Source organism: Parabacteroides goldsteinii (genome assembly GCF_020091425.1).
Taxonomy (GTDB): domain Bacteria; phylum Bacteroidota; class Bacteroidia; order Bacteroidales; family Tannerellaceae; genus Parabacteroides; species Parabacteroides goldsteinii.
In genome coordinates, this window is record NZ_CP081906.1 from 259,981 (window position 1) to 281,085 (window position 21,105).

Annotated in this window: 16 protein-coding genes; 11 read left to right on the forward strand and 5 right to left on the reverse strand. The window is 41.4% G+C overall.

What is annotated here, in order from left to right; all coding sequences use genetic code 11:
• Nucleotides 1–333: 333 nt before the first annotated feature.
• On the reverse strand, nt 334–1,110 hold the full coding sequence (locus K6V26_RS02025; RefSeq protein ID WP_007653765.1) for a hypothetical protein: 777 nt from the start codon (nt 1,108–1,110) through the stop codon (nt 334–336).
• A 198-nt stretch (nt 1,111–1,308) separates the two neighbouring features.
• Here K6V26_RS02025 and K6V26_RS02030 point away from each other — a divergent pair, with 198 nt between their 5' ends.
• Together K6V26_RS02030 and K6V26_RS02035 are read left to right on the forward strand one after the other, a co-directional pair.
• The gene (locus K6V26_RS02030; protein WP_224264474.1) at nt 1,309–2,391 is read left to right on the forward strand and encodes a sensor histidine kinase; all 1,083 of its coding nucleotides are present in this window, start codon (nt 1,309–1,311) and stop codon (nt 2,389–2,391) included.
• Nucleotides 2,385–3,086 carry a response regulator transcription factor gene (locus K6V26_RS02035; RefSeq protein ID WP_010800342.1) on the forward strand — a complete coding sequence of 234 codons (702 nt, stop codon included), beginning with the start codon at nt 2,385–2,387 and terminating at the stop codon, nt 3,084–3,086. Before K6V26_RS02030 ends, K6V26_RS02035 begins: the two co-directional genes overlap by 7 nt.
• Here the strand turns inward: K6V26_RS02035 and K6V26_RS02040 are convergent, their stop codons facing one another.
• Together K6V26_RS02040 and mdh are read right to left on the reverse strand one after the other, a co-directional pair.
• Nucleotides 3,087–3,572, reverse strand: a complete 486-nt coding sequence (locus K6V26_RS02040; RefSeq protein ID WP_007653762.1) for a GNAT family N-acetyltransferase — start codon at nt 3,570–3,572, stop codon at nt 3,087–3,089.
• A gap of 189 nt (nt 3,573–3,761) precedes the next feature.
• Nucleotides 3,762–4,703 carry a malate dehydrogenase gene (gene mdh, locus K6V26_RS02045; protein WP_007653761.1) on the reverse strand — a complete coding sequence of 314 codons (942 nt, stop codon included), beginning with the start codon at nt 4,701–4,703 and terminating at the stop codon, nt 3,762–3,764.
• Nucleotides 4,704–5,167: 464 nt separating this feature from the next.
• Between mdh and K6V26_RS02050 the strand changes: the two genes are divergently transcribed.
• Nucleotides 5,168–7,942: a SusC/RagA family TonB-linked outer membrane protein gene (locus K6V26_RS02050; protein WP_224264475.1), complete on the forward strand. Its 2,775-nt coding sequence runs from the start codon at nt 5,168–5,170 to the stop codon at nt 7,940–7,942.
• Between the two features lie 12 nt (nt 7,943–7,954).
• A complete protein-coding gene (locus K6V26_RS02055) occupies nt 7,955–9,580 on the forward strand; it encodes a RagB/SusD family nutrient uptake outer membrane protein (protein ID WP_224264476.1) in 1,626 nt (541 codons plus the stop codon).
• A gap of 66 nt (nt 9,581–9,646) precedes the next feature.
• Here K6V26_RS02055 and glgP read toward each other — a convergent pair whose 3' ends face one another.
• Complete coding sequence (gene glgP, locus K6V26_RS02060) at nt 9,647–12,217, reverse strand: alpha-glucan family phosphorylase (RefSeq protein ID WP_010800339.1); 2,571 nt, start codon at nt 12,215–12,217, stop codon at nt 9,647–9,649.
• 88 nt (nt 12,218–12,305) lie between these two features.
• Nucleotides 12,306–13,964 (reverse strand): glycosyltransferase, encoded by a 1,659-nt coding sequence (locus K6V26_RS02065; RefSeq protein WP_007653756.1) that lies wholly within the window; start codon nt 13,962–13,964, stop codon nt 12,306–12,308.
• A 126-nt stretch (nt 13,965–14,090) separates the two neighbouring features.
• On the opposite strand from K6V26_RS02065, the gene K6V26_RS02070 reads away from it, so the two are divergent.
• From K6V26_RS02070 to K6V26_RS02100, 7 genes are all read left to right on the forward strand, one after another.
• Nucleotides 14,091–14,381, forward strand: a complete 291-nt coding sequence (locus K6V26_RS02070) for a hypothetical protein (RefSeq protein ID WP_007653753.1) — start codon at nt 14,091–14,093, stop codon at nt 14,379–14,381.
• Complete coding sequence (locus tag K6V26_RS02075; RefSeq protein WP_046147772.1) at nt 14,381–14,926, forward strand: lysophospholipid acyltransferase family protein; 546 nt, start codon at nt 14,381–14,383, stop codon at nt 14,924–14,926. The genes K6V26_RS02070 and K6V26_RS02075 overlap by 1 nt, the downstream gene beginning before the upstream one ends.
• A 9-nt stretch (nt 14,927–14,935) precedes the next feature.
• A complete protein-coding gene (locus tag K6V26_RS02080; RefSeq protein WP_007653745.1) occupies nt 14,936–15,718 on the forward strand; it encodes an amidohydrolase in 783 nt (260 codons plus the stop codon).
• Nucleotides 15,719–16,211: 493 nt separating this feature from the next.
• Nucleotides 16,212–16,958, forward strand: coding sequence for a hypothetical protein (locus K6V26_RS02085; protein ID WP_224264477.1), 747 nt, complete (start codon nt 16,212–16,214; stop codon nt 16,956–16,958).
• A gap of 97 nt (nt 16,959–17,055) precedes the next feature.
• On the forward strand, nt 17,056–17,262 hold the full coding sequence (locus K6V26_RS02090) for a helix-turn-helix transcriptional regulator (RefSeq protein WP_032564469.1): 207 nt from the start codon (nt 17,056–17,058) through the stop codon (nt 17,260–17,262).
• A gap of 13 nt (nt 17,263–17,275) precedes the next feature.
• Nucleotides 17,276–19,594 carry an EcoAI/FtnUII family type I restriction enzme subunit R gene (gene hsdR / locus K6V26_RS02095; protein ID WP_224264478.1) on the forward strand — a complete coding sequence of 773 codons (2,319 nt, stop codon included), beginning with the start codon at nt 17,276–17,278 and terminating at the stop codon, nt 19,592–19,594.
• 2 nt (nt 19,595–19,596) lie between these two features.
• Entirely contained in the window at nt 19,597–21,105 is a 1,509-nt protein-coding gene (locus K6V26_RS02100) for a class I SAM-dependent DNA methyltransferase (RefSeq protein WP_224264479.1), read from the forward strand.

Consider the following 21,105-nt stretch of genomic DNA (forward strand, 5'->3'; position numbering starts at 1 on the left):
TGAAAGTTAGAATTAATGCTTCTATATTGGATAATAGATAGTTCGATTTTAGATCATTTATAATACTTAATTTATAGAATATTAATGATTGTATGATGTAAAATAAAAAAGAATTAATATATAATTCTTTGAGTATTATTTTTTTCTTCTGTATATATCTTGTGACATTTATGAAAAAGAAACAACAGGGAAAAGAGAACATAAGGCTCCTATAAAGAAGATAGCTAAGATTGTTATCTCCTCTTTCTATTATTATGTTTGATAGAAAAAAGAACGCATAGATAAATAATGCGAATAGAGTCCATTTTATTATATTTTTCATCTTGTTGTAATTTAAAATATTTTGTGAGCAGCTTCTGTACCAGAAGCGATACATCCCCCACCTATGGCTCCTGGTACAGCTCCTACTCCGCCTATGCCTGCTCCTCCCAGAGCTCCCAAAGCAGCACCTATCGCATCTTCTTTCGCTATATCCCATACGCCATCCCAAAAACCTTCTTCAGGATCTCCGCTTTTCGTTGTAATGATTTTTTGTTGGGAATTTTTTATCCCTATGATTTCGACTTTCCATTTTTCTAGATTTTCAGTCCAATATATTGCAGAATAACGAGCAACAGAACATCCACATAAGATAGGAAAACTTTCATTATCGCTAATAGCTTCATTTTGTAATATTTCGTTTTCAAATTCAATTATATTATTGGTTATTTTTTTGAAATCAGCTTCTTTGGGAACCGATAGGATATCGATCAAACGTATGAGATAATCTTTTTGAATATTAGTCATAGTTACATCGGAGAAATTAATGGAATCAGGGAGATTATAGTTGTCTGTCGATTTCGTGATTTTATTATTAAGTAGTTCTTTCTTCTTCATAAAAGAAATAGTTGCTTGCTTGATATATGAGATGTCAACAGGTCTTATTCCTGATTTTGTTTTAGGTAACTGGGTTATTTCATCTAAAATGTAATCCATACCTTCATTGTGGAGTTGTCCGATATAATCTTGAGGATTGTTTGAAACTTTACTTTCTTCGTCGAATATGGACTGACAAGAAAATAACACTGTGCCAATTAGCACTAAAATAGATAAATAATAATTTTTTTTCATATTGTTGAATTTTAAATTGAGGCAAAATTACTATTCATTGGTATTATGCGATCTAACCATTATATCATAAATGAGTAATCAAAGATGTTTTTTTTGGTTATATTTGTATCTATTTTGTAGTATATGAAAGTTGCGAGCATCATCCTTATAGTAGGTTTCCTGTCAATCATTATAAATCAGGGGATCTGGATTTATAATATGAAGAAAACTTATTATGAAGATTACTCCCTGTTCTTCAACAACCTGTTGAATATCTATGTCCAACAGGAGAGAGTCGGCTCTTTGCCTTTTGATCTGTTTGAAATGGATAAATATTTGCAAAAGCGTTTGGATGCGCTCAATCTTATGTTCATCTATAAATTAGAGCTATATGAAAATGGGCGGATGGTCAATACTATCGGATGCGATGTGAAAAAAGAAGATGATTATGTTTATATCTCTCCGTGTATAAAAATTTCTGATGCTTTATCTTTGCAATGTTCGACAGTTATTCCCTCCTCTTTTATTATAGGGAAAATGAAAAGAATTAATGATATCTCATGTTGGGCAATGGTGATTAGTATCGGATGTCTGATTTATTTGTTGCTTAATATATTGAAAAGAGAAAAGATGTTGAAATCGAATATGTTGGCTATATATGGAACCATACATGATTTGAAATCTCCTTTGAATTTAACTTATCTGCTCATTTCCAGATTTGCAGGTAAAGAATGCGATGAGGCGAAGAAACAGTCTTTTTTGAATTGTAAAGCACAATTGTATACATTGAGTAATGCGATTGAAACTTTATTATCAGTTTTGAAAATGAGAGATCTACCAATTTCATATAAAAAAGAATATGTTGATTTGGTAGGATTGATAAATTCCGTCGTAGGTAATTTATCTAGACTCTACTCTGATAAGCATTTTGTATTATCAATAGAAAATGAGTTGACAACCGAATGGGTTAATGTAGATCCTTTTTACTTGGGAAATTGCATTACAAATCTATTGGATAACTCATTAAAGTATTCCGATGAAAATGTGGCGATTGAGATTTTTCTTGAAAACAGTTCTGATGAATATACTATTACAATAAAAGACACGGGATGGGGGATACCTGCCAAACTTACAAAAAAACTTTTTATCCAATCTTGCAGAGGCGATCACCACAATCAGCCTAGGGGGCATGGTTTGGGATTGTTATATACAGCTCGGGTGATAAAGGATATGGGGGGCTCTCTCGCTTTTCAAAGTGTAGAGGGGAAAGGTTGTACATTTTTTATAACGTTGCCATGCTAAATACAGACAAAAAAATAAAAGTAATAGTTTTCGATGATGATATTTTGTTAGGAAATATGATCGTGTCTTTTTTAAAAGAGGAAGAGATGGAGGCCATTTTTCAATCGTCTTTATATGGAGCAGTAAATGCAGTTCTTTCTTTTGAACCCGATATAATAGTGTTGGATGTTGAAATGGGGGAAGATAATGGGATTGAGTTTGCTTCTGAGATACAGTCCCGTGGTATTACAATTCCTATTTTATTTGTTTCGTCGCATGTTAGAGGATATGAGATTGCTCAAGGTATAGAGGCTGGTGGAAAAGTATATATTAAAAAGCCGTTTGATATGGAAGAACTGATTGTCTACATCCGGCAATATGCCTGTTTTCCAGGACCTTCATGCTTGGTTCCTTTTGGCAGGTTGCAATTGAATAAGGAGACTCGCGATTTGCTTGTTGACAATAGACTGATAAAGAAGCTTAGTAAAACTGAATATCAAATATTGTTATTGTTAATAGAAAAACAAGGCGAAGTGGTTTCCCGTAATTGTTTTTATAAGGAAATTTGGAATGATTGTGATCTTTATGAAGCTAGCTTGAATAATTTTATATCGAAATTGAGAACTCTTTTGCTAGTGGATGATAGCCTGGCTATTAAAACATTGCCGGATATAGGATATATGCTTTCTATTGCCAAAAGAGAAATTGTTGAGTGATTACTCAATAATCAGCTCATAGTCGGCCACATCCAGCCAACGGTCGAATTTGCGGCCTACTTCATGGAAGCTGGAGACTTGTTTGAAGTGTAGCTTTTCGTGTAGTTTTACACTGGGGGCATTGGGGATGGTGATGCAGGCAACCAGCACATGAAATGAGCGGTTGCGGCAGTCTTCGATCAGTTGGTTCATTAATGACCGGCCGTATCCTCTGCCGGGATAGTCGGGATGCAGGTAGATAGTCGTTTCTACGGTTGTGTTGTAGGCTTTTTTGGTTTTCCATTCGTGGGCATAGCAGTAACCGATAACTTTCCCGTCTTCAACGCAGACCCATGCCGGAAAGTTTTCTATGACGGGAGCCAGCCGCTGACGCATTTCCGCTTCGGATGGAACTTCCGTATCGAAGGTGATTACCGTGTTATTCACGTAGTGGGCATAGATCGCAACGATCTCGGCGATATCATGCAATGTCATTGGACGGATCATAATACTTTTTGAGGTAAAGATAATGATAAAATAATAAAGGCTCCTCCATATTTTTCCGGTATGGAAAAGATATGTATTATGTATCTGTAAAAAAGGTAAAATCAAAGTTATATATATTCTCATAAAAAAAGAGGATAACCTCTATGGAGCTATCCTCTTTACTATATAATCAACGAGTTTGTTTCTTGATTATAAAGCACCTACTTCTTTCAGTGCAGCGTTTGTTCCCTTAACAGCGGCAGCGCTCTTAGCGAACAATTCTTTTTCTTCAGCTGTCAGTTCCAGTTCAACGATCTTTTCGATACCGTTTTTACCCAGGATAACAGGAACGCCGATACAAAGATCTGATTCGCCGTATTCTCCTTCCAGATAAACTGAACAAGGAACCATTTTGCACTGATTGTGGATGATAGATTCAACAACGAATGCTCCTGCTGCACCCGGTGCATACCATGCAGAAGTACCCAACAGTTTTGTCAGTGTAGCACCACCAACCATAGTAGAAGCGACAACTTCCTGCAATTTTTCAGCGCTTAGCAGTTTGCTTACAGGGATACCTTTGTAAGTAGCCAGACGAGCCAACGGAATCATTGTAGTATCACCGTGACCACCGATTACCATACCTTCTACTTCGTTAGCATTGCATCCTAATGCCTGAGACAGGAAATATTTGAAACGAGAGCTATCCAATGCGCCACCCATACCGATGATACGGTTTTTCGGCAAGCCCAGAGATTTCAATGACAGGTAAGTCATTGTATCCATCGGGTTAGAGATAACTACGATAATTGCATTCGGAGAATATTTCAGGATGTTCTGAGCTACACTCTTCACGATACCAGCGTTTACACCGATCAACTCTTCACGAGTCATACCCGGTTTACGGGGAATACCTGAAGTGATAACAACAACATCAGAATTTGCTGTTTGAGCATAGTCGTTTGTGCAACCTACAACTGTAGTATCGAAACCCAGCAGCTGAGCTGTCTGCATCATATCCATTGCTTTGCCTTCGGAAACGCCTTCCTTAACATCAAGCATTACAACTTCGTCTGCCACTTCATTGAAGGCAAGAACATTTGCGCAAGTAGCACCTACATTACCGGCGCCAACAACTGTTACTTTAGACATAATAATAAGTTTTATATGTTATTACTTATAATAATACTTTCTTTTTTAACGAGGACAAAGGTACAATGTATTGCTGAATAAAGAAATATTTCCGTAAATAATTTATTTGCGAGGACTATTAATTATCACTAAATGGGGGACAGGGGGAAGGCTTGTTTAGAAAGAATGGACTCGCTTCTGATACTATTTGAGTCATCGTAAGAAATTCCCCACATTTTTTATTTGTGTGGGGAATTTTCCCCCTATAGGAGGGGAATAATCCCCATTACAATGGGGGAATATCCCCATAGCAGTGGGGATATGTTATAGTTTAAATTCATATCTGATTAATTCTGAACCTGCCAATACAAGTAATATTACAGAAATAAGCATTGATTTAAAAACATTTATTATATTTATGAACAATCCCTTGCGGTCGGTAGTTTTTATTGAAAAGGGGTTCACAATCTTAAATCGATATGCATATGGTTAAGTTCTATTCTTCTTTATTCATATTTCCGATATTTTTATTAGCTGTCCGGGGGATTGAAGGGCAGGCGCAGGTCGCTCCGTTACCGACGGATACATTCAGGACGGTTGTGCCTGATTCCATACGGCTGGATGATGAGATAGCCGTTGGATATGCAACGGGGAATCAGCGGACCATGTCAGGTTCTGTTGATAAAGTTTCCGAAAAACGTATGAACAAGGGATTTGTCTCCAGTTCGCTGAACGCTTTGAGCGGACAGGCGGCGGGGGTCAGTATCTCTACCGGAGCAAACAGGGCGGCTGCACTGAGTGCTGTCCGGGTGAGGGGAACGACTTCTCTGACCGGAGGGAACGACCCGCTGGTCATTATCGATGGGGTTTCTTCCGACCTGAGTACGCTTAGTTCCATTTATCCGGCGGATATCGAGAGCTTCACTATCCTGAAAGATGCTTCCGAGACGGCACAGTACGGTTCGCGTGGTGCTTCGGGGGTGATCGAGGTGGCGACGAAGAAAGGGAAAGGCGGCGCTTTCAGTATCAGTTACGATGGCAGTTTCGGGGTGGAGACTGTCTATAAGAATATGAAGATGCTGTCGGGAGACGATTTCCGGGTGGTGGCTTCCGAACGTAATATCGACATACTGGATCTGGGTTATAATACGAATTTCCCGGATGAAATAACCCGGACCGGGATTGTGCAGAATCATCATATAGCTTTGGGAGGAGGCTCTGAAACGTCCAACTATCGTGCTTCCCTCGGTGTTATGGACCGGGATGGCGTGGTACGGACAAATGATTTTCAGAACTTTACCGTTAAACTGGATATCGCCCAGCGTGCTTTCAATGATCGGTTGAAGATAGACCTGGGTGTCTTCGGCTCCTTGCAAAAGAACCGTTATCTGAATGATATCCAGAAGACTTTCTATTCGGCAGCCGCGTTTAATCCGACATTCCCGAACCATCGGGACGAGCAGACCGGAGCATGGAACGGGGTAACCAATGCCAGCCAGATTACCAATCCGCTTGCCTGGCTGGAGGTGAAAGATGATGATTCGAATGCCCATTTCAATACCCATCTGAAGTTTACGGTCAACCTGAGCAAACAGGTTAAGTTTTCAGCCTTCGGTTCCTATACATATAATATAATAGATAACTCCCAGTATCTGCCGACCACGGTATGGGCGCACGGACAAGCCTATAAAGGAGAGAGGAAGATGGAGGACTTGTTGGGTAATTTGTTGCTGAGTTATTCGAATGATTGGGGAAAGCATCACCTGGATGCGCTTGGACTGGTGGAAGCTCAGAAGAATATCCTGACCGGATTTTATACGACTGTTACGAATTTCTCAACGGATAAATTCGGATATAATAATTTGCAGGCAGGGGCCGTACGTCTTTGGGAGGGAACGAACTCTTATTATGAAGACCCACGGTTGAGTTCTTTTCTGGGACGTGTCAACTATATGTATGCCGGAAAATATGTGGCGACGGTCAATGCCCGTGCAGATGCTTCCTCCAAAGTCGGCAAGAATAATAAATGGGGGTTCTTTCCTTCTGTCTCGGCTGCCTGGATAATCACGGAGGAGGATTTTATGAAACAGTTCACTTTCCTGAATAATCTGAAACTGCGTGCCGGCTACGGTCTTTCCGGTAATCAGGATGCGATCGATTCTTATAACTCCCTGCAACTGGTGAAACCCAATGGCGTGGTATCGGTAGGAGGCAGCCCGACGGTAACGATGGGGGTAATCCGGAATGCCAACCCCGACCTGAAATGGGAAGTAAAACGTACCGTGAATGCAGGTATAGATGTCGGTTTCTTCCGTAACCGTCTGTTGATGACTGTCGATTATTATCATTCGAAGACCAGCGATATGCTTTATCTTTATGATGTGAGCGTTCCGCCTTTTGCCTACAATAAACTGTTGGCAAACCTCGGTTCGATGCGGAATAGCGGTGTCGAACTGGGTTTCGGCGTTACTCCTTTGCAAACGAAAGATATGGAATTGAGCATCAATGTCAACGTTACTTTCCAGCAGAACAAACTCCTGTCCCTGAGCGGTATGTACAAAGGCGAACAGATGTCGGCACCGGAATATACCAGTATCTCCGATCTGAATGGCGCAGGTTTTCATGGCGGTTATAACCATATCGTCTATCAGGTTGTCGGACAGCCTTTAGGTGTCTTTTATCTTCCTCATTGTACCGGACTGACACAGCAGGAGGATGGTAGTTATAGATATGAGATTGCCGACCTGAATGGCGATGGCGTGAATCTGGAAGATGGCGAAGACCGTTACATTGCCGGACAGGCGACTCCCAAGACGATGCTGGGATCGAATATCAGTTTCCGCTACAAGCAGTTCGATGTCTCTTTACAGATAAACGGAGCCTTCGGGCATAAGATATACAACGGGACTTCCCTTACTTATATGAATATGGGCAGTTTCCCTGATTACAATGTGATGCAAGGTGCTCCGGAGCAGAATATAAAGGATCAGACGGCAACGGATTACTGGTTGGAGAAAGGTGATTACATCAACTTTGACTATCTGACCGTGGGATGGAATGTCCCGCTGGGCAAGTGGAAGAAATATGTGCAGAACCTGCGGTTGTCCTGTTCTGTCAATAATCTGGCAACGATCACCGGCTATTCCGGCCTGACTCCTATGATCAATAGTTATATTGTGAATAATACGCTGGGGATAGACGATAAGCGGAATTATCCGGTTTACCGTTCTTATACGGTCGGTTTGAGTTTTCAATTTTAATAATTAGCAGCGATGAAGAAGTTAGTTTTACTATCCTATATTTTGTGCGGTCTTACTTTTCTTTCCTGTAGTAAGTTCCTGGAAGAGAATCCGCGAGATCAAATTTCGGAAGAGGAAGCCTATGATAATGCCACTTCGGTCTACCTGAACACGGTTGCAACGCTTTATAATTATGTAGGTGGTTACAGCGATAGCCAGGGATTACAGGGAACTTACCGGGGAGTATATGACCTGAATACCTTTACGACGGATGAGGCGATCCTTCCGACCCGTGGCGGTGACTGGTATGACGGTGGTTTCTGGCAAGGTTTGTTTCTGCATAAATGGGGTGTCAGCAGTGATGCCATACGGGCGACCTGGGAGTATTTGTATAAGGTGATTGTGTTGAGCAATAAGTCTTTGGAACGTCTGGACGAATTTTATAAGCAGACGGACAACCGGTATATCCCGGCTTATATGGCTGAGGTGCGTGCTTTCCGGGCCATGTATTATTATTACCTGGTGGATATGTTCGGACGTGTTCCGCTTGTATTGTCGTCATCCACTCCGATGAAAGATGTAAAGCAGAGTACCCGGCAGGAAGTGTTTGAGCTTGTGGTAAAAGAATTGCAGGAAGCAGCACCGTTGCTAAGTGCGGAGCGTAGTAACCAGCTCGGTGACTATTACGGGCGTTTGACACGTCCGGTTGCTTATTTTCTGTTGGCTAAACTGGCTTTGAATGCCGAAGTTTACACAAATAATAACTGGACGGCCGGAAGTCAGCCGGATGGAAAAAGTGTGTTTTTTGAAGTCGGCGGTCAACGGTTGAATGCGTGGGAAACCGTGATCGCTTATTGCGATTCCATAACAGCGCTTGGTTATCAGTTGTCACGTACTTATGAAGAGAACTTTTCCGTATTTAACGAAACCTCTGTAGAGAATATCTTTACGATTCCGATGGATAAGAATTTTTATACGAACCAGATGCAATACCTGTTTCGCTCCCGTCATTATAATCATGCGAAGGCTTACGGATTATCCGGTGAGAATGGCTCTGCCGCTACAATTGAAGCGCTCCGGACTTTCGGTTATGATACAGATTCGGTCGATGTCCGTTTCAGTAAATGCTATTTTGCCGGTGTTGTGCTTGATCTGAATGGGGATACCGTTCGGCTCGATACCGGGCAGGTGTTGGAATATCTGCCCTGGAAGGTCGATGTGGATATATCCGGCAAACCGTTTGAGAAGGTGGCGGGTGCCCGTATGAAAAAATATGCAATCGATAAAACGGCGACTAAAGACGGGAAGCTGATGGATAATGATATTGTGCTGTTCCGTTATGCCGATGTTTTGCTGATGAAAAGTGAAGCATTGGTCCGTAACGGGGGAAACGGGGATGCAGAGTTGAATCAGGTCCGTTCCCGTGTCGGAATGCCGGACCGTCAGGCTACTTTAGATAATATACTGGCCGAACGTCAACTGGAATTTGCCTGGGAAGGGTGGAGGAGGCAGGACCTGGTCCGTTTTGGTCTTTTTACACGGACCTATAGCAGCCGTCCGCAGTTACCGGGAGAAAGCAGTGGTTATACGACTGTCTTTCCGATTCCCGAAAATATACTTTCCCTGAATAGAAATCTGACACAGAATCCTGGATATTAAATAAATATGAAAAAAGGATGCCCCCGTTATGGAAGCATCCTTTTTCATATTTGCTATAACTGTTTATTATAACTGAATCCAACGAACATAAGCAAAGTCCATACGGTGAGGCAATTCTTTGTTTACAGGGTAAACACGGAAGCCCATTTTATGAACACCAGCTTCGCTCGGAGTTGTTTTCAATTCAAAGAACAGTTTAGAACCTTCTTCTTTCTTCAGCACGAACGGTTTTGTATAAAGCAATTCAAGCTGATGATTTTCCGAGTTTTCTTTGGTCACAACCACTTCAGCTCCAAGCATTCCCTGAAGGTCTTTGCGGTCGATTACCAGATTGAATGAATATTCTTTGCCGACAACCGGTCCGTCGATAGCCAGATCCTTGCTGCAAGTGAATGATTCAACCTGGAAGCTGTCCCAATGTTCTGCCACTTCTTCTTTCCATGCTGCGATAGCTTTGGCTTCAGCGTAGTTACCTTCACGCAAATGGGCGGAACGGTTAGCCAGTTTGCTGTAGAAACGGCTGATATAATCGTCCAACATACGTTTCATTGTATAGTCGGGAGCGATCTGAGACATTGAGTTCTTGATATACTGGATCCATTCGGGAGAGTATCCCTTGCTGTTTTTAGCATAGTAAGTCGGGATGATCTCTGTTTCCAATATATGGTAGATCGTAGCGGCATCCAACTGATCCTGATACTGCTGGTTTTCGTAAGTACGCTTGTCGGTCAATGCCCAACCAGCGCCTTCTTTATAACCTTCGTACCACCATCCGTCGAGTACGGAGAAGTTCAGTACACCGTTCATCTCTGCTTTTTCACCGGATGTACCTGATGCTTCCAGCGGACGAGTCGGAGTGTTCAACCAAACGTCGACACCGGCAACCAGGTGACGTGCCAGACGCATGTCGTAGTTTTCGAGGAAGATGATCTTACCCAGGAATTCCGGACGACGTGAGATTTCTACGATATGTTTGATCAATCCCTGTCCGCCGCCGTCAGCCGGGTGGGCTTTTCCGGTAAATACGAACTGGATCGGATATTTTTCATTGTTTACGATCTTAGCCAAACGGTCAAGGTCTGTGAACAATAAGTGTGCACGTTTATAAGTGGCGAAACGACGGCCGAAACCGATCAGCAACGCATTCGGGTTGATCTTTTCAAGGATAGAAACAACCTTTACAGGGTCTCCCTGATTCTTCAACCAGCTCTGTTTGTACTGGCCTTTGATGTATTCGATCAGTTTATTTTTCAGAGTTTTGCGCAGTTCCCAGATATCGTCGTCGTTGACGTTCTGGATAGCTTCCCAAAGTTTTTTGTTGGATTGGTCTTCAAAGAATTTTTCACCGAAACGCTGGTGGAAGAAACGTTTCCATTCTGTAGAAGCCCATGTCGGCATGTGTACGCCGTTAGTTACATATCCTACATGCAGTTCATCCGGGAAATATCCTTTCCATACCGGAGCAAACATGCGTTGTGATACTTTTCCGTGCAACCAGCTTACGCCGTTTGCTTCCTGGCAAGTATTCAAAGCGAATACACTCATAGAGAACTTTTCGTTAGAACCCGGGTTTTCGCGTCCCATATCGATAAATTCCTGCCAGCTGATACCCAGCTTACCGGGGAATTCACCCATGTAGCGGCCGAACAGGCCTTCGTCGAAATAGTCGTGTCCGGCAGGAACCGGAGTATGTACTGTATAAAGAGCAGAAGCGCGTACAACTTCCAATGCCTGATTGAAAGTAAGTCCGTCGTTCTGGATATAGTTAACCAGACGCTGAGCATTGATCAATGCTGCGTGGCCTTCGTTACAATGATAGATCTGTTTTTTGATACCCAGTTTATCCAGCATCAGGATACCGCCGATACCTAACAGGTATTCCTGTTTCATACGGTTTTCCCAGTCGCCTCCATATAACTGGTGAGTGATTGAACGGTCCCATTCACTGTTCTGAGGAATGTCTGTATCCATCAGATACAAAGGAACACGTCCTACGCTTACTTTCCAGATATGAGCATATACGGTTCTGCCTGGGTAAGGTACTTCCAATACCATCGGTTCGCCGTTTGACTGCATTACCTGAGAAAGAGGTAAAGAGTTGAAATTCTGCGGTTCGTAGTTTGCAATCTGCTGTCCGTCCATAGACAGTGATTGTGTAAAGTATCCGTAACGATACAGGAAACCTACAGCTGTCAGATCGATGTTACTGTCGCTGGCTTCTTTCAGGTAGTCACCTGCCAGAACACCCAGACCACCGGAGTATATTTTCAACACGTTGGTGAGTCCGTATTCCATACTGAAATATGCAACAGACGGTTTAGTAGCATCCGGTTTTACGTCCACATATTTTCTGTAGCTGGCGTAAACTTCCTGGATTTCGGCCATCAATACTTTGTCGGCCTGGATTTCTTCAATACGTTTGAATGATAAGCTTTGGAGTAAAAGCACCGGGTTACCTTCCGTAGATACCCAAAGGTCTTTGTCGATTTTTCCAAATAATTTAGCCCCTTCATGATTCCATACCCACCACAAATTAGTAGCCATTTCGTGTAAGGGTTGTAATGCTTCGGGAAGCATCGAATGTGAATAAACGTCCTTCCAGATCGGACTGTTTGCGTTATTCGCCTTGATTTTCATTATTGTGAGATTTAAAATGATTCAACTTTTAATAAGATGTAAAAAACTGTGGCAAAGATAGAATTATCTTGCTAATTATGAGCTATGTTTAACTGTTTCTTTTAGTTGCAGCTTCCAATGCGTCGCTGAAAGCTTTTTGATAGAAAACAATGAATTTACTCCATTCAGCCTGCTTTGCCAGTTTAAAACAGCGTTTGCGTATTTCTTCAACTTCTTTTTTGTCTTTCTTGACGAGTGAGAGGATTGAAGCAGTGATAGCATCAGCAACATCGAAATAGTTGAAGTCTGTCCGTTCAATAACAGCCACACCTTCGCTGATGTTTTTGCCGGAGACACTTTTTTCCGCCCAAAGGCCGAAGCCGGCCAGATTGGTCGTTACTGTCGGTATGCCAAAGGCAACACTTTCCAGTGGAGTGTATCCCCAGGGTTCGTAGTATGACGGATATACAGTTGCGTCCATACCGATCAGCAGATCGTAATAGGGCTTGTTAAAGATTCCGTCGCGTCCGTCCAGGTAACAGGGCACAAATATTATTTTCAGTTTTTCGGAAGCCTGATTTGTGAATCCTGCGTGTGAGATATAATTTAATACCTTGTCCTGATCCATCAGATTCAGCCAGTGGGTAATAAAAGGCATTTGCATGGGAGAGGTGGTCTGAATATTTTTTTCAATCACCTCTTTCAGGTCGGCGCGTGCGTCGCGGACCCAGGCCGGAACCATCAGGAAGGCAACGACTTCACGTTGTAATTCTCCTGAATTGCGTACACGGTTCATGGCTTCGATGAAGACATCGATCCCTTTGTTGCGGTATTCATACCGTCCGCTGGTCGATACGAGCAATGCATCCGGAGAGATGGGACATCCCAGTAATTTCTCGGCTACATTGATCAATGTCTTGCGAGCTTCTGCACGTTTCTTGGTATATTCTTTTCCTTCGGGAACGAAGTTGGGCTCAAAACCGTTCGGGGTAACAATATCCGGAGCCTTGTCCAGTAATTGCTTACACTCCCGGGCAGTGATATCGCTGACTGTCGTGAAACAGTCCACATGGTGAGCGGTTTGCTTTTCCAGCGAATGTTTGGCCTCCATATTCAGTTCCTTCGCCATCTGGTCGCCGTTGTATCCGTCCATATAAGCATATAATGCTTTGTTGTTGCCGGCAATGGAACGGCCGATAGATGTAGCATGAGTAGTGAACAGGGTTGCAATGGCGGGGATTTGCTTTTTGATATAAAGCGCTCCCATACCCAGCATCCATTCATTGAACAGTGCTGTAACTTTCTTATCGGAAAGATTATAGAAGTTGTAGAAACTTTCAATCACTTTTCCTACTGCATAGGCAAAAATACAGGATTCGTCATAGTCGCCATAAGCGTGCATCGAATCTACCCTGAAGTTTTCCCACATGGAGTAAAAGAAAGCGTCCCGATCACTGAAAAAAGGCTTGAAGTCGATTAATACCACCGGAGGAGTACCAGGTACGTTCCAGCGTCCGACTTTCATTTTTAGTTTGTCAGTGGTTCTTGCATGTTTTTTCCAATCAGCAAACAGAGCATCATCTTCGATAAAGTCCGGAGCGTTAGCGGGTCCCCACACATCAGGTCCGATAAATACCACTTTATCGTTAAACATCTGTTGCAGAGTGTGCGCTTTTGTAGACAGCACAGTGTAGATCCCTCCCACTTTATTACAGACTTCCCAACTGCTTTCAAAGAGATATTCTGGCGTTGTTGTCTTTGTATCCATAAACGATTTTGTTTATAATCAGAGAATTTGAAGCTGCAAAGATACATTATTTTTATCTTTTTTCCTGCGGTGTGAGTTATTTAATAAAGGATTTTGTAGATTTGTAGATATTTTAATGCGAAAATTATGGCTAAAAGAAGAATTTTAAAGAAAGAAATCAGCTATGTAGCAGGTGAACTGTTTTCTGAAGTATTAGTTTGTAAGCTATTTATTCCTGGAGTAGAGGGAGATAAAGCTGATGTTCTGTTGACAAGGATACTGGATATGCAGGATGAATTTATCCGTCGTGCCGGAACTCCGGATGCCAAAGACAACAAAACACTGGTAAAAGAGTATTATCGTAAACTAAGAGTTGATTTGCAGACAGAAGTCGACGCTATTGCTAACGAAATAGGAGAGCTAAGTAAAGAAAAATAATGAAGAAAGCGATCTGTAAGGCACTTCTTCGCATGGCCGGATGGAAACTGGGACCAGTTGGCGAAGATGTGCCTAAATGTGTGATATGCGTTGCCCCGCATACCAGCAATTGGGATTTTATTGTCGGAAAGTTGTTTTATACGGCATTAGGGCGTAACGCCAGTTTTCTAATCAAAAAAGAATGGTTCTTTTTTCCGTTCAATATATTGTTTTCGTGGCTGGGTGGTGTGCCTGTCGACCGTCATCAACGGACTTCGGTAACCGACCAGATGGTTGAGGTGTTTAATAAACGCAAAATTTTTCAGCTGGCTGTGACACCGGAAGGTACACGTAAAAAGGTGGAAGAATGGAAGAAAGGGTTTTATTATATTGCTGAAAAGGCACAGGTTCCTATCATGATCGCTTATTTTGATTATGCAAAGAAGGAAGCCGGGTTTAAAGGATTGTTTTATCCAACCGGGGATGCAGAAAAGGATATTCGTACAATTCGTGAAAGTTACCGGGATGTGACAGCTTGTCATCCGGAAAATTTCGTAAAAGTTTAATTTACTATTATGGCAGACAGCTTACGTATCAGTATGATTCAATCCCATATCATTTGGGAAGACAGAGACGAGAATCTTGGTTATTACGGAGAATTACTCCGGCGTGTGAGTGGGAAAACGGATATTGCCGTACTTCCCGAAACCTTTACAACCGGTTTTTCCATGGAGGTGGAAAAGCTGGCAGATACGATGGATGGCCCGACTGTCCCGACTATAAAGGGGTGGGCCGCTAAATATAATCTGGCTGTCGCCGGTAGTTTTATTGCGAAAGAAGACGGAAAGTATTTTAACCGTGCTTTCTTTATCACTCCGGAAGGGGACGAATATTATTATGATAAACGTCATTTATTCCGGATGGCTGCTGAAGATAAGCATTTCACGGCTGGCGATAAACGTACGGTAATAAAGTATAAAGACTGGAATATCTGTTTGCAGGTTTGTTATGATCTCCGTTTCCCGGTGTGGAGCCGCAACGTGGATAATGAGTATGACCTATTAATATATGTAGCAAACTGGCCTGAACCCCGTAAAAAGGTATGGAAAGCATTGTTGCCTGCCAGGGCCATTGAAAATATGGCGTATGTGTGCGGTGTGAACCGGGTGGGTATCGATGGTAAAGGGTTTACTTACCGGGGCGATTCCATGATCTTCTCTCCGAAAGGAAAGAAACTGGCAGATGCCGGCAAACGGGAGGAAATAACTCGTACCTGTACATTAAATAAGAGTGATTTGGAGGAATTGCGTGCTAAATTCCCGGCGTGGAAGGATGCAGATGCTTTTTCGATTCTCTGAGTCATAGAGTTATTTCCTAAAAAGAGCGGCTATCAGGAAGAAACCTGGTAGCCGTTCTTTTTAGGAAATACGTAGAGGGTGTGAGTTGTGTTTTGGTAAAAAAAAAGCGACTGCCGGAAATTAATCCGACAATCGCTCTTCATCTTATGTGGAAAATGTAATCTATCTTACTTCACTTCCTCAAAACTAATGTATTATATAAATCAGCGAGTTATAAATACATGGTACAAATATGATTTCTTTTTATGTAATACCCCCCTAAAAACGATAATGAGGAGAGCTTCTCATAGAGAAGAAAAGATTTATATTTATTTAACACTGTGTTTTCTGTTTGCAGATGTTTTCATTTGCTACTGGATATTTTCACTTGTTATACTTTTCTTTTCACAAATAACATAAAATGAACTTATTACAGTTACTCCCTCTATTTTTCCCTTTCGTTTTTTATGAAAATGCGTTGTACCTTTGCATTGAGAAATAAATAACAATAGACATGAAGCAAAAACAATATATACTCCACTCTTGGGTAATAGAGGTCATTGCGGTGCTGCTGGCTTCGATGATTGCATTTCAAGTGTGCAATATATTTGGCATACGAATGAGTTTGCTTCCGTTTATTATGGCTACTGGATATGTCATACTAAAACTCATGTATCATCTTTGTATTACCGTGGCAAGATATATTATAGAAGCCATCCCTCCATCATTTTTGATATCAGTCAAGAAAAGGGACTGTAAGAAGACATTGGCTTTAACTTCTTTTCCTATCTCAAACTGCGAAGAAGTTCAGAAAAAGCGAATGGAGTTATTTCACTATGAATACCAGCGTGAGCAGCAACAATACCAATGGCAAAAAGAAAGAGAAGAAGATGAAAAGCTGAATGCTATCCTGAGATACACACGAGATACATTTAAACGTTTTGATTTGGAGGAAACAGAGATTTACCAAATATGCGAATCTGTCCGCTATCTTGTGATTAACCGTCAAGTGCTTTCTGCGACCGAAATACATATCAAGAAGCGCACCTCTCTCACTCAAATCTCGTTGAAGAACTTTGCTTGGAATATCGCTTTTCAATATAATATAGGCAGAGATATGACTACATCATTTGTGATGGCGACATTTTCCGAATGGTTCGCTAACTCTACATTTGACACTGTTAGAAAAAATCTGCGCACTACTACTGGACGTCATAAGATTGAAATTGACGAAAATATCTTATCAAAATACGCTATCTAATCCTTTTTTTGCTTCCTGATAATAATTATTATCGGAAGTTGCTTATACTGTCAGACAATTTATATAAATTTGCTCTCGGATTAAAACATTTTACCTCATGGCTAATTTAAACAGATTAAAAGTGGTACTTGCAGAGCAACAGAAAACAGGAAAATGGCTTGCAGAGCAAATTGGGAAGTCCAACTGTACTGTAAGTAAATGGTGCAGCAATTCGGTTCAGCCAGACCTTAAAACGCTTAATGATATAGCCAATGTTCTTAATATTGACGTGAAAGACTTGCTTGTCAGCAGTTGCAAATCATAAAACAACTTATGTCATGGAAGTAAACAAGAAAGAACTTAAAGAACAAGAGATACGCACTCTGTTCATTACTCCTGCACTCAATCAAAAAGGATGGGCTGTAGGCGTCAATATGCGTGAAGAGTATTATTTTACGGATGGTCGAGTACTTGTTATTGGCAATCAACATTCTGTGGCGGAGGGTAAAAAAGCCGATTACTTACTATATCATAAAGGTAAGCCCATCGCTGTAGTTGAAGCTAAAGACAATAAGCACGCAGTTGGAGGCGGTATTCAACAGGCTATCAGCTATGCCGAAATCCTTGACCTGAAATTTGCGTATTCCAGTAATGGTAATGCTTTCTTGGAACATGACTTTATCACGGGAAAAGAAACCGAAATCAAGTTAGAGGATTTTCCGACAGAGGAAGAACTATACAGTCGTTATCTTGCATCTAAGAATTACACATCAGTTGAACTTAACATAATAGAAACACCTTTCTATTATGATACACATAGCCATGACCCAAGATATTACCAACGCATAGCAGTTGATCGCACAGTAGAAGCTATCGCAAGAGGGCAACAACGTGTACTTGTGGTAATGGCTACCGGTACTGGTAAGACTTTTACTGCTTTCCAGATTATCCATCGTCTTCATAAAAGTGGGGCTAAGAAAAAGATTCTTTATCTTGCAGACCGCAATATCCTCATTGACCAAACAATGGTGCAAGACTTCAAGCCTTTCAAGAAGTTTATGACCAAGATAACTTCTGTTGGAGAGGGGGAGGAAAAAATTGATTCGTCATACGAAGTGTATATGGCTTTATACCACCAATTGGTCGGGAAAGAGGGTAAACCAGACCCATTCTTGGAGGTGCAGCCAAATTTCTTTGATTTAATTATTGTCGATGAGTGTCATAGAGGAAGTGCAAAAGACGATTCCGCCTGGCGCAAGGTATTGGAATATTTTAGTTCGGCTACACAAATTGGTATAACAGCCACACCGAAAGCTGACGAAGGAGCGAACAACTTGGATTATTTCGGTGAACCAGTATATACCTATTCACTTCTTCAAGGCATTCAAGATGGTTTCTTAGCTCCATACAGGGTTACAGCAGACTTTATTAATATTGATTTACAAGGATGGACTCCAGAAGAAGGTGAAATAGATTTATTAGGCAAGGAGATTGAACAGAAACTATATCAAAGACAGAATATAGGTCGTGATCTTGCCATCAAGTTAAGGCGTAAAGTAGTAGCACATAGGATAACCCAAATGTTACATGACATTGGTCGTATGACAAAGACAATCGTATTCTGTTCTGATATTGAGGAAGCTGCCGAAATGCGGACGCTCCTTATCAATATGAATAGCGATTTATGTAAAAAGTCGCCTTACTATGTTACACGTATTGTTGGTGAGGATAAAGAAGGTAAGAAACAACTGGACAATTTCATTAGTGTAGATGAGCCTTATCCTGTAATTGTTACCACATCTGAACTTTTATCCACAGGAGTGGACTGCAAAACTTGTGGTTTAATCGTCATAGACAAAGAAATTGGTTCTATGACTGAATTTAAGCAAATCATTGGACGAGGTACACGACTTAGAAAAGACAAGGGCAAATGGCATTTGGAAATTCTTGATTTCCGCAATGCTACCGCAAAATTCAAAGATCCAGCATTTGATGGCGACCCGGAACCACCAAAAGGAGGAGGAAAAAAGCCAAAGCCTTACAAAATCATTGATGCTCCAGAAACTCCAATAGTATCTGAGCATCGTGAGAAATATCTTATCAGCGGTAAGAATATTCGCATTGCCCATGAAATCGTTTCAGTGTTAGGAGAAGATGGCAAGACGATGAGAACGGAAAGTGTTCAGTCGTTTGCTAAAAAGCAATTATTACGCCATTACCAAACTTTGGATGATTTTATCCAAACGTGGACGGAGGCAGAACGCAAACAAGCCATTATGGATGAATTGAAAGAATATGCTATTCTGATAGATGCTGTACGTGAAGCTAATCCGGCATTGAAGGATGCCGACATCTTTGATGTGATATGCCACGTTGCGTTTGACCAACCGCCATTAACAAGGAAAGAGAGAGCAAACAATGTAAAGAAGCGTAATTACTTCGGGAAGTACGAAGGTAAAGCCCGTGAAGTATTGGAGGCTCTTCTTGACAAATATGCAGAGAATGGTATTCTCGACTTTGAAAAGGCAAATATTTTGGAGATACCGCCGTTCAACAGTATAGGGAAACCAACTAAAATCATAAAGTTATTCGGTGGTAAAGTCGCTTTTGAACAAGCTATCAGAGAACTTGAATATCAAATATATAAATCAGCTTAAAAATGGCAGTAAACAACATCATAAAGCGAATCCAAAATATAATGCGCCAAGATGCTGGTATCAATGGTGACGCACAGAGAATTGAACAAATGACTTGGATGTTTTTCTTGAAAGTCTATGACACTCAGGAAGAAACATGGGAATACAAAGATGACAACTACAAGTCCATCATCCCCGAAGATTTGCGTTGGCGCAAATGGGCAGTAGATGAAAAAGACGGTGAAGCGTTGACAGGAGAAGCATTGCTCTCTTTCGTCAATGAAAAGCTGTTTCCTACTTTAAAGAATCTTCCGATAGATGCCAATACACCAAGAGCCAAAAGCATTGTTCAAGAAACATTTGCTGACTTAAACCAGTATATGAAGAATGGAACGCTTTTGCGTCAAGTGGTCAACATCGTAAATGAAATCGAATTTGACGATGCTGATGACCGCCACACATTTGGAGATATTTATGAGGGAATCTTGAAAGACTTGCAATCAGCAGGCAATGCAGGTGAGTTCTATACTCCACGTGCTTTGACAGACTTTATCGTGATGATGCTTGACCCGAAATTGGGCGAGACCTTTGGTGACTTCACCAGTGGTACAGGCGGCTTCCTTACCTCTGCTCTCAATTATATGAGTAAGAGCGTCGGTTCTGCCGAAGATGGAGAAAAACTGCAAAATGCAGTCGTAGGACAAGAATGGAAACCGCTACCTTATCTTTTGAGTATAACAAATCTGTTACTCCATGATATTGAAGCTCCCAATATAGCTAACTGTGATTCGCTTGGAACAAATATCACTGATTTCAAGGAAAGCGATAAAGTGGATGTTATCGGTATGAATCCTCCGTATGGCGGTAGCACAGAAGATAGTGTAAAAAGCAATTTCCCGGTGCAATACCGTTCAAGTGAAACTGCGGATTTATTCATAGCCCTTATCATGTACCGCCTCAAAGCTGGTGGTAGATGCGGTGTGATTATCCCAGATGGTTTCTTGTTTGGTACGGATGGAGCAAAACTTGCACTTAAAGAAAATTTACTCCGCAAGTTCAATCTGCATACTATCATCCGTTTGCCGGGTTCTATATTCTCCCCATATACCTCTATTGCAACCAACATTCTTTTCTTTAATAATGAAAAAGCCGAAGGTTGCGAAGAAGGATTCAAGACCAAAGAGACATGGTTCTATCGTTTGGATATGCCGGAAGGGTACAAACACTTCTCAAAGACCAAACCAATGAAGGTAGAACACACACTGCCTATTCAGGAATGGTGGAAAGATAGGAAAGAAATTATAAGTGACGAAGAAGGAGAAAAGAGTCGTGTGTTTACTGCCCAACAACTAATTAACTTGGATTGCAACTTTGACCAATGCAAGTTCCCGAAAGAGGAAGAAGAAATACTCCCTCCAGCAGAACTGCTCAAACAATATTTTGAGAAGCGTGCCGCACTCGATCATGAAATAGACAAAACGCTTTCTGAGATTCAAAAAATTCTCGGTATAGACATAAAATCGTGCAACTGA